At 73.7% G+C, this 9,051-nt stretch carries 7 protein-coding genes; 5 read left to right on the top strand and 2 right to left on the bottom strand.

Translation table 11 applies throughout. The features are described from left to right. Positions 1 to 6 precede the first annotated feature (6 nt). The 3 genes from Apa02nite_RS12680 to Apa02nite_RS12690 all read left to right on the top strand — a co-directional run bounded on the left by Apa02nite_RS12680 (position 7) and on the right by Apa02nite_RS12690 (position 3,555). Complete coding sequence (locus Apa02nite_RS12680) at positions 7 to 1,485, top strand: FAD-dependent monooxygenase (protein ID WP_203825211.1); 1,479 nt, start codon at positions 7 to 9, stop codon at positions 1,483 to 1,485. Between the two features lie 29 nt (positions 1,486 to 1,514). After that, the gene (locus tag Apa02nite_RS52330) at positions 1,515 to 1,850 is read left to right on the top strand and encodes a hypothetical protein (protein WP_373872914.1); all 336 of its coding nucleotides are present in this window, start codon (positions 1,515 to 1,517) and stop codon (positions 1,848 to 1,850) included. Positions 1,851 to 2,034: 184 nt separating this feature from the next. Next, positions 2,035 to 3,555 (top strand): ATP-dependent DNA ligase, encoded by a 1,521-nt coding sequence (locus tag Apa02nite_RS12690; RefSeq protein WP_203825212.1) that lies wholly within the window; start codon positions 2,035 to 2,037, stop codon positions 3,553 to 3,555. A 4-nt stretch (positions 3,556 to 3,559) separates the two neighbouring features. Here Apa02nite_RS12690 and Apa02nite_RS12695 read toward each other — a convergent pair whose 3' ends face one another. Then, positions 3,560 to 4,027, bottom strand: a complete 468-nt coding sequence (locus tag Apa02nite_RS12695; RefSeq protein WP_067695714.1) for a hypothetical protein — start codon at positions 4,025 to 4,027, stop codon at positions 3,560 to 3,562. Positions 4,028 to 4,037: 10 nt separating this feature from the next. After that, positions 4,038 to 5,012, bottom strand: coding sequence for an SURF1 family cytochrome oxidase biogenesis protein (locus Apa02nite_RS12700; RefSeq protein WP_203825213.1), 975 nt, complete (start codon positions 5,010 to 5,012; stop codon positions 4,038 to 4,040). A 138-nt stretch (positions 5,013 to 5,150) separates the two neighbouring features. Here Apa02nite_RS12700 and Apa02nite_RS50985 point away from each other — a divergent pair, with 138 nt between their 5' ends. Then, positions 5,151 to 8,081 (top strand): cobyrinic acid a,c-diamide synthase CobB, encoded by a 2,931-nt coding sequence (locus Apa02nite_RS50985; RefSeq protein ID WP_239164277.1) that lies wholly within the window; start codon positions 5,151 to 5,153, stop codon positions 8,079 to 8,081. Between the two features lie 306 nt (positions 8,082 to 8,387). Next, positions 8,388 to 9,038: a TIGR03086 family metal-binding protein gene (locus tag Apa02nite_RS12710; protein WP_203825214.1), complete on the top strand. Its 651-nt coding sequence runs from the start codon at positions 8,388 to 8,390 to the stop codon at positions 9,036 to 9,038. Positions 9,039 to 9,051: the final 13 nt, after the last annotated feature.

Below are 9,051 nucleotides of genomic sequence, written 5' to 3' on the forward strand. Positions count from 1 at the left end.
TCGCTGATGGCCGAGCTGTCGTGTGAGGTCCTCGTGGTGGGCGCCGGTCCGACCGGGCTGATGCTCGCCAACTGGCTGACCCGGCTCGGGGTGCACGTGCTGGTGGTGGACGGCAAGGACGGCCCCACACGTGAGTCCCGGGCGCTCGTGGTCCAGGCACGCAGCCTGGAGATCTACGACCAGCTCGGCATCGGCGATCAGGTGCTGGACGCGGCACACCGGGCGGAGGGGCTCGCGCCCGGCAGCGGGGCCCGGGTGTTCGGGCGGGTGCCGCTCGGCCCGCTCGGGCAGGGGGTCACGCCGTACCCGTACCTCGAGGTGCTCGAACAGAGCCGCAACGAGGAGATCCTCTACGACAACCTGCGCAAGCTCGGCGGGGACGTGGTCTGGGAGACGGCGGTCACCGCGGTCGCCCAGGTCGAGGACGGTGTCGAGGCGAAGGTCGGCAACGACACCGTGCGGGCCCGGTTCTGTGTGGGCTGCGACGGGGCGAATTCCGCGGTCCGCCGGGCCCGCCGGATCCCGTTCGAGGGCAGCACCAACGCGCTCCGGTTCTACGTGCTGGACGCGGCAGGGGCGGCCGGGCTGGTCGCCGAGTCGGTGAACGTGCGGCCCGGCGGGCGGGACTTCCTGCTGGCCTTCCCGATGCCGGGGCGCGGCAACTGGCGGCTGATCGGCATCGTCCGGGATTCCGACGGCGACGGCGGGCTGGACGAGGAGGACGTGCGGGCGCGGCTGCGGGAGACGTTCGCGGTGACGTATGCGCAGGCGCGCTGGTTCGCCACGTACAAGGTGCACCACCGGATCGCCGCGGCGTTCCGGGACGGCCCGTTCCTGCTGGCCGGCGACGCCGGGCACGTGCACTCGCCGGTCGGCGCGCAGGGCATGAACACCGGTTTGCAGGACGCGCACAACCTGGCGTTCAAGCTGGCCGACGTGCTGCGCGGCCGGCGCAAGGACACCTGGCTGGACCGTTATGAGGCGGAGCGCCGCCCGGTCGCCAAGATCCTGGTGGCCACGACCGATCGGCTCTTCCGGGCGATCACCTCGGACCGCAGGCTGAACCGGTTGCTGCGGACCGCCCTGATCCCGCTGCTGGCGCCGGTGGCGGTGCGGGCGCTGCCCCGGACGGCGGGCGGGTCACGGCTGTTCCAGTACATCTCCCAGGTGCGCATCCACTACCCGCTGGGCCCGCAGGCGCGCACCCCGGACGGCCGCCGCGACCCGGTGATCGGCCGCCGGCTGCCCTGGGCGGGCGGCAATTTCCGGGTGCTGCGCAGCGCCGACTGGCAGATCCACGGCTACGGCGGGGTCGAGGGCGTCGAGGCGCCCGATCTCGGCCTCCCGGTGCACGTCTTCCCAGCGGCGCCGTCGACGCTGCTCACACCGGGTTTCTTCTATCTGGTCCGGCCGGACGGCTTCGTCGCGGCGCGGGCCGAACCGGCCGACGCGGAGGTGAAATTCCGCCACGCCATGACGATGTGAGCGGCGATCATTCCTGTTAGGATTCGAACATGCGTTCGATAACTGCTGTTCCGATGCGCAACGGTCCGGCCCCCGCCGGCCAGGGCAGTGGTGGCCAGGGCAGCGCGGCTCGGGTCAAGCCTGCGGGGCCGCGCGCCCCTCTCGATCGTCTCCGGGTCCGCGACCGGATCGAGTCGATCGCCCGGCTCCGCGCCGCGGTCCGGGCGCTGGGTGACGTCGACGTCTCCGGCTGGGACGACGCCACCCTCACCGATCATCTCGACGAGCTGTCCCGGGCGTTGTGCGGGATCGACGCGGAGCTGACCCGCGTCGCCGAGGCGGTCCGCGCCCGCGGCTTCCGGATCGCCGAGCCACGCGCGGCCTGATCCACCGACCAAGATCAAGATCAAATTCAGGATGTCGTGCGTCCGCCGGGGTACAGATCGCCGCTCCCGCCGGGACCCCTGCGGGCTTCGCTGGCCGCTGGCGCGTCCAGAACGCGAAGCCCTCCGGGGCGACGTCCGTGGGTGGTCGCGGAAAACCCGGTTCTTTGCTGCCAGGATGGGGATCATGCGGTTCCTCGACATCACCGCCACCTCGGCGGCGGTCGCCGCGACCGGCGGGCGGAAGGCGAAGATCGAGCTGCTGGCCGACGCGCTGCGCCGGCTGGATCCCGGCGAGATCGCGGCCGGCTCCGCGTTCCTCGCCGGTGAGCTGCGGCAACGACAGACCGGCGTGGGGTATGCCGGCCTGCGCGACCGACCGGCCCCGGCGGCCGAGCCGTCCCTGACCGTCGCCGCGGTGGACACCGCGGTCGCCGAGATCGCGACAGTCGCCGGCACCGGGTCGCAGGCCCGCCGCCGTGACCTGCTCGGCGCGCTGTTCACCGCGGCCACCGCCGACGAGCAGCAGCTGCTCGTCGGGCTGTTCAGCGGCGAGTTGCGCCAGGGCGCTCAGGCCGGGCTGCTGGCCGAGGCGATCGCGGTGGCGGCCGGGGTGCCGGTCACCGTCGTACGCCGGGCCCTGTTGCTCTCCGGCGACCTCAAGCAGGTCGCCGTCGCCGCGCTGACCGGTGGCGCGGCCACGCTCGCCGAGATCCGTCTGCGGGTCGGCACCCCGCTCACCCCGATGCTGGCGCAGAGCGCACCCGACGTCGGCGCGGCCCTGCTGGCCACCGGCACGCCCGCGGTGGCCGACACCAAGTTGGACGGCATCCGGATCCAGGTGCACCGCTCCGGCGACCAGGTGGCCGTCTTCACCCGCAGCCTCGACGACATCACCGCCCGGCTGCCCGAGGTGGTGGCCGCCGTCCGGGCGTTGCCACTGCGCGAGGTGGTGCTCGACGGCGAGGCGATGGCGCTCGACGCGCAGGGGCGTCCCCGGCCGTTCCAGGAGACGTCCAGCCGGGCGGCCACCCGCGGCACGAGCAACCCGATCGCGCTCCTGCCGTACTTCTTCGATGTTCTTCATCGGGACGGCGCCGACCTGCTGGACGAGCCGGGCCGGGTGCGCTGGGCCGCGCTCGCCGAGGCGCTGCCGGCCGGGCTGATCGTCGGGCGCACGACGGTGGAGACCGAGGAGCAGGCGGCCGCCGCGTTCGCCGCCGCCCTGGCCGCCGGGCAGGAGGGCGTCGTGATCAAAGCCCCCGACGCGCCCTACGACGTGGGCCGCCGCGGCTCGGCCTGGGTGAAGGTGAAACCCCGGCACACCCTGGACCTGGTGGTGCTGGCCGTCGAGCGGGGGCACGGCCGGCGGCAGGGCTGGCTGTCCAACCTGCACCTGGGCGCCCGGGATCCGGAGACCGGCGGGTTCGTGATGCTCGGCAAGACGTTCAAGGGGCTCACCGACGAGCTGCTGCGCTGGCAGACCGAGCGGTTCCAGCAGCTGGCGGTCGAGGACGACGGCTGGGTGGTGCGGGTCCGCCCGGAGCAGGTGGTCGAGATCGCCTTCGACGGGGTGCAGACGTCGCCGCGCTATCCGGGCGGGGTGGCGCTGCGGTTCGCCCGGGTGCTGCGGTACCGCGAGGACAAGTCCGCGGCGGAGGCCGACACCATCGACGCGGTCCGGGCGATCGGGGCGCGCCCGGCCTGACCGGTCAGAGCGCGGCCAGACTCCGTACGTAGTTGACCTGCTGGTTGATGGTGACGACGTCGTCCTCGTCGTGCACCGCGACCCGGGCGACGTAGTGCCGGGGCCCACTGGTGACGGTGACCTGCACGGTGCCCTGCGGCGCCGACTCCTTGACCAGCAGGAGCAGCATGCTCAGCCCGGCGGTGACGCAGATCGCGCCGAAACCGACGAACTTCGCCCAGGTCGGGGTGCGGCGCTGGCTCACCCAGAACTCGTTCACCTGCCACTGCGATCCGGCCAGCGGGAAGTCACCGGCCGGTGTACGGATCAGGGTCGACGTGATGTCGATCTCGGCGATCTGCACGATGACCGGGCCGTCCGCGGACGCCGGCGAGGCGGCCGGCACCGACGGCGAGATGGCGGGCGCCGGTGGTGGCGGGCCGGGCGAGGCCGGTGCGGGGGTGCCCCAGGGTTCGTCCGGCGGGAAGGTCATGCGCAGGAGATTAATCGGCGCCGTTCTGCGCCGCGAGACGGCGGTCCGCCTCCTCGACCCGGTCCAGCGGCTTCGCGGCTTTCCGTGCGGTTTTCTCCGCGGCGCGGCGCTGATCGGCGGCCGCGACCCGGTCCACCGGCTTCTCCGCTTTCGCCGCGGCGTGGCGCTGGTCGGCGGCCGCTACCCGGTCGGGTGATTTCTCGGCGGGCGGGACCGGCGAGCCGGGCGGCGCGTTCAGGCCCTGTGCCTCACGGCGGGCCTGGTAGCCGTACAGGGCCAGCGCCATGATCGAGAACAGCCACCACTGGACCGCGTACCCGCCGTTCTGCCAGGCGTCCTCGTGCGGGATCGGCACCCGGACGAAGGCCGGATCGTTGGCCGGTGTCTGTGAGTTGACCAGCACGTACGCCCCGTAGACCGGGAACGGCAGCTCGGTGGCCAGGCGCGGCACGCTGATCCGCCGGGTGTCCAGACGGCCGTCCCGTCGCTCGACCGGGGCAGGTCGGCTTTCTGACAGGTGAAGTTGACCGACAACGGTCACCTCGCCGGTCGGCGCCGGCGGCACCACGGGCGGGGCGAGCGCCCCGGCGGCGGCCGGCGGCACCCAGCCGCGGTCGACGAGCACCGCTGTTCCATCGGCGAGGATCAGCGGGGTGACGATCTCGAAGCCGACCTCGCCCTCGACGGTGCGGCCGCGCGCCTGAATCTCGTGCGCCGTGTCGTACCGCCCGGTGACCGTCACCTTTGTCCAGGCCAGCGCTTTCCCGGGGGAGGCGCCGGGAGTGCCCGGTGCGGACGGTGCGGCCAGAGCCGAGGTCAGCGGAACCGCCTGGACGGAGTCGGCGGCGTCGATCCGGTTATTGATGTCGGTGCGTTCGTGGTACCGGCGGAGCTGCCAGTTGCCGAGCAACACCATGATCACTGAGGCGACCACGGCCAGCGCGGCGGTGGCCAGCCAGCGGGGGGTCAACAGGAACCGGTACACCCCCAGAGGCTACCCGGCGGAGGGGTAGCCCCCATCGCAGCCGGGTACTGTGCGACTTTCCGGCAGTCAATATCACGTGACTACCGGTCCGCGTAACCCTCGGGGGAGACATTGATCACCGCCCAGCCTCGTCTGGTCGTGAGCGCGCCGTCATCCGGCCACGGCAAGACCGCGATAGCCGTCGGGCTGCTCGCCGCGATGGCGTCGCGGGGCATCCCCACGGCGGGCTTCAAGGTCGGCCCGGATCACACCGATGCGGCGTACCTCGGTCTTGCGGCCGGACGCCCGGGCCGCAACCTGGACCCACGCCTGGTCGGCGCGCAGCGCATCGCGCCGCTGTTCGGGCACGGCGCGTCCGGGGCGCAGCTCTCGGTGATCGAGGGCGCGATGGGTCTCTTCGACAGCCTCACCGGCCAGCCGGAGATCGACGGCACCGCCGCGGTCGCCGCCGCCCTGCGCGCGCCGGTGGCGCTGGTCGTGGACGTGGCCGCGATGGGTCACTCGCTCGCCGCGCTGGTCCACGGGTTCCGGATGTTCGACGAGATGGTCCACCTGGGCGGCGTGATCCTGAACCGGGTCGCCTCCCCCCGCCACGAGCAGATGCTGCGCAGCGCCCTGGACGACATCGGCATGCCGGTGCTCGGCTCACTGCGCCGCGGCGACCTGCCCAACGTGCTCCCGTCCCGCGCGCACGGCCTGGTGCCGGTCGCGCACCGGACGGTCGAGGCGGGGCGCGCGGTGCGCCGGCTGGGCGAGGCGGTCGCGCAGTCGCTCGACCTGGACCGGCTGATGGCGCTGGCCAACTCCGCGCCGGCGCTGCCCGGGCCGCTCTGGACGCCGTCCGAGGCCGGTGAGCCCACCGAGCTGCGGCCGGTGGTCGCGCTCGCCGGTGGTCCGGGTGCGCCTTACACGTATGTCGAGACGGCCGAGCTGCTGACCGCCGCCGGCGCCGAGGTCGTCGTCGTGGACCCGCTCCGCGACGAGTCGCTGCCGCCGGGCACCCGCGCGCTGATCGTCGGCTCCGGGCTCCCCGAGGGGTACGCCGAGGAACTCTCCGCCAACCGCCGTCTCTGCGCCGACGTGGCCACGTTCGCCCGGGACGGCTGGCCGGTCGTCGCCGAGGGGGTGGCCCTGCCCTGGCTCGGCCGCGAACTGGACGGCCGGGTGATGTGCGGGGTCCTCGACATCACCGGCACCACCGGCGAGCAGACCGTCGCCGGCTACCGCGAGGCGACCGCGCCCGGCACCTCGGTGCTGGCGCCGGCGGGCGCGCGGATCACCGGCTACAAGCAGCACCGCGCGGTGGTCACCCCGCGCGCCGGCGCCACGCCCGCGTGGACCTGGTCGGGCGGCAACCCGGAGGGCTTCGTCTGGCGCCAGGTGCACGCGTCCCAGCTCGGCCTGCACTGGGCGGCCGCCCCGGAGATCGCGAAGCGGCTGGTGCTGGCCGCTATCGCCGGCCCGGCCAAGTCGAGCTCCGGTCAGCAGATGGCCGGCTCGGTCATGAGTGGCTCGATGGTGGGTGGCTCGGCGCCGCAGATGCCGGCGTCCGCGCCGCAGATGCCCGGTGGGCCGCCTCAGCCGATGCCTCAGCCGGCACCTCAGGCCGCGCCGCAGCCTCAGTCGCAGCCTCAGCCTCAGCCGATGAGCGTTTCCATGTCGTCCGGCCTGGCGCAGGGGATCCCCGGATCCGGCCCGGCTCCGGCCGGCCAGTCGGCGCCGGGCCCGATTCCCGCCGGTCAGCCGGGTCACGGCCCGGCGGGATCTTCCGGAGCCGGCGCGTTCCCGGTCCGGCAGTCCGAGTCCAACGGCTTCCCGGCCGGTCCGTCCGGCCCGGGCGGCTTCCCGGCCGGCCAGCCCGAGTCCAACGGCTTCCCCGCCGGACCGTCCGATTTCGCGGGTTTCCCCGCGCGGCCGTCCGGACCCGGTGGCTTCCAGCCCGAGCCGAGTGGTTACTCCGCAGGGCCGTCCGAGTTCGCGAGCTTCTCACCTGGCCAGCCCGAACCCGCTGGCTACTCCGCGGGCCCGTCCGAGTTCGCCGGCTTCCAGGCGAGCCAGTCCGAGCCCGCCGGCTTCCCTGCGGGACAACCCGGGTATGCCGGCTTCCAGGCCGACCAGTCCGAGCCCGTCAGTTTCTCAGCGGGCCAGTCCGAGGCTGGGAATTTCCCGGCTGGACAGCCTGATCCCGGTGGCTTTCCCGCGGGACCGTCCGGACCTGGTGGTTACTCTGCCGGTCAGGCTGAGCAGGGTGCCTTCCCGGCGGGGCCGTCCGGTCCTGGTGGTTACTCTGCTGGTCAGGCTGAGCCTGGTGGTTTTCCGGCGGGGCCGTCCGGTCCTGGTGGTTACTCTGCCGGGCAGTCGGAGCAGGGTGCTTTCCCAGCCGGTCAGTCGGAGCCTGGGGGATTCCCCGCGGGGCTGTCCGAGTTCGCCGGCTTCCAGGCGGGGCAGCCCGAACCCGGTGGCTATCCGGATGGACCGTCCGAGTTCGCCAGCTTCCAGGCGGGGCAGCCTGAACCCGGTGGCTATCCGGATGGACCGTCTGAGTTCGCCGGTTTTCCGGCCGGTCCTGCCGGACAGTCCGGATATGTCGGGCAGGTCAGATCTGGCGGCCAGCCGGGACCTGGTGGGCACGCTGGATCTGGCGGTCAGCCGGGATCTGGCGGGCCTGCCGGATCTGGCGGACGGTCCGGGTCTGGTGGACATGCCGGGTCTGGTGGACATGCCGGATCTGGCGTGGGCCCGGCTGGGGTTTCCGGAAGTGGCGCGGGGATGACGTCGCCCGGCCCGATGCCTGGTGCGATCTCCGGTTCGCAGTCCGGCGGGATGCCGTCCGACCTGACGCCGACGAGTGGCCCGGTGCCCGGGATGATCCCGCCCGGGATGGTTCCGCTCAACGGCCCGGCGTCATCGGGCGGCCCGATCCACCCCCGCCAAGCCTCCAGCATCTCCAACGGTGGCCCGGTGCACGGGTCTCCCGGGGCAAGCCCGGCCTACGGCCAGGACGCCGTCCCGGACAACCACCCGACCTCCGACATCCCGATGCCGTCCGGGCCGCAGTCCCGCGACTGACCCGGGGCCGGCGTGCAGGGCTGCTGCGCCGCACCGAACGTGTCCCGCCGTCGCGCGGACGTTCCCTCACGCTGACCGATTTCGGTCGGCGGTGTGGGTGGCCCGGCCCTGCGATCCGGAGCGTGTCCGCCGGCGCCGGCCCGCCGGTGACCCGGCTGCGCTGGGCACCTGAGGCGCGGAGCGCGGGCGGCCGGCCCGGGTCGGCTCGCCGGAAGCGGCCCAGCGTGCCAAACGGTGTGCCGTGGTCCGTAAATTGTCGTACCCGCCTCGTACCGTAAGGGGCACGACAACCGAAGGAGGCTGACCGTGGCCGCTCGTCTGCCGCTGGATCTGGACCCGCCGGTTCGTCGGCTCAGGGCACTGCTGCTGGGGATCGACGACCGCGACCTGGCCGCGCCCACTCCCTGCCCGGGCTGGTCCGTCGCGACCCTTCTCGATCACCTGATGAGCCTGGCCGGGGCGTTCACCGCCGCCGCACACGGCACTGCCGACGCGAGTGACGGGCCGCCGCCACCGCCGTCCGCGGCGCACCTGTCGCCACACTGGCGCAGCCGCCTGCCGATTCTGCTGGAGGAGCTCGCCACCGCGTGGCGGGAGCCGGCCGCCTGGCGCGGAGAGGCCCGAGCCGGCGGGGTCACCATGCCCGCCCGTGAGCTGGGCACGGTCGCCGCCAACGAGCTGGTCATGCACGGCTGGGACCTGGCCCGCGCCACCGGCCAGGACTTCGCCGCCGACCCGCGCGTGCTGGCCACCCTCGTCGACTTCCTCGCCGCCGGCCCGGCCGAGGGCACCCCGGGTTTTCTGGGCCCGCACGTCCCCCTCGACCCGGAAGAGGACGGCCTGCCCCGAGCCCTGGCCCTGGCCGGCCGCGACCCAGCCTGGCGCCCACCCCGCTCCCGATCCATCCCGTCCGCCTCCCTGCACCGCGACCAGCCCCCAGCCCCCCACCCCGCCTGACTCGCCCCGCCCC

Source organism: Actinoplanes palleronii, from assembly GCF_016862315.1.
Taxonomy (GTDB): Bacteria; Actinomycetota; Actinomycetes; order Mycobacteriales; family Micromonosporaceae; genus Actinoplanes; species Actinoplanes palleronii.

Coding starts and splice junctions, on each gene's coding strand:
- Apa02nite_RS12680 (WP_203825211.1), top strand. CDS start 7: ATGGCCGAGCTGTCGTGTGAGGTCCTCGTGGTGGGCGCCGGTCCGACC.
- Apa02nite_RS52330 (WP_373872914.1), top strand. CDS start 1,515: ATGCGTTCGATAACTGCTGTTCCGATGCGCAACGGTCCGGCCCCCGCC.
- Apa02nite_RS12690 (WP_203825212.1), top strand. CDS start 2,035: ATGCGGTTCCTCGACATCACCGCCACCTCGGCGGCGGTCGCCGCGACC.
- Apa02nite_RS12695 (WP_067695714.1), bottom strand. CDS start 4,027: ATGACCTTCCCGCCGGACGAACCCTGGGGCACCCCCGCACCGGCCTCG.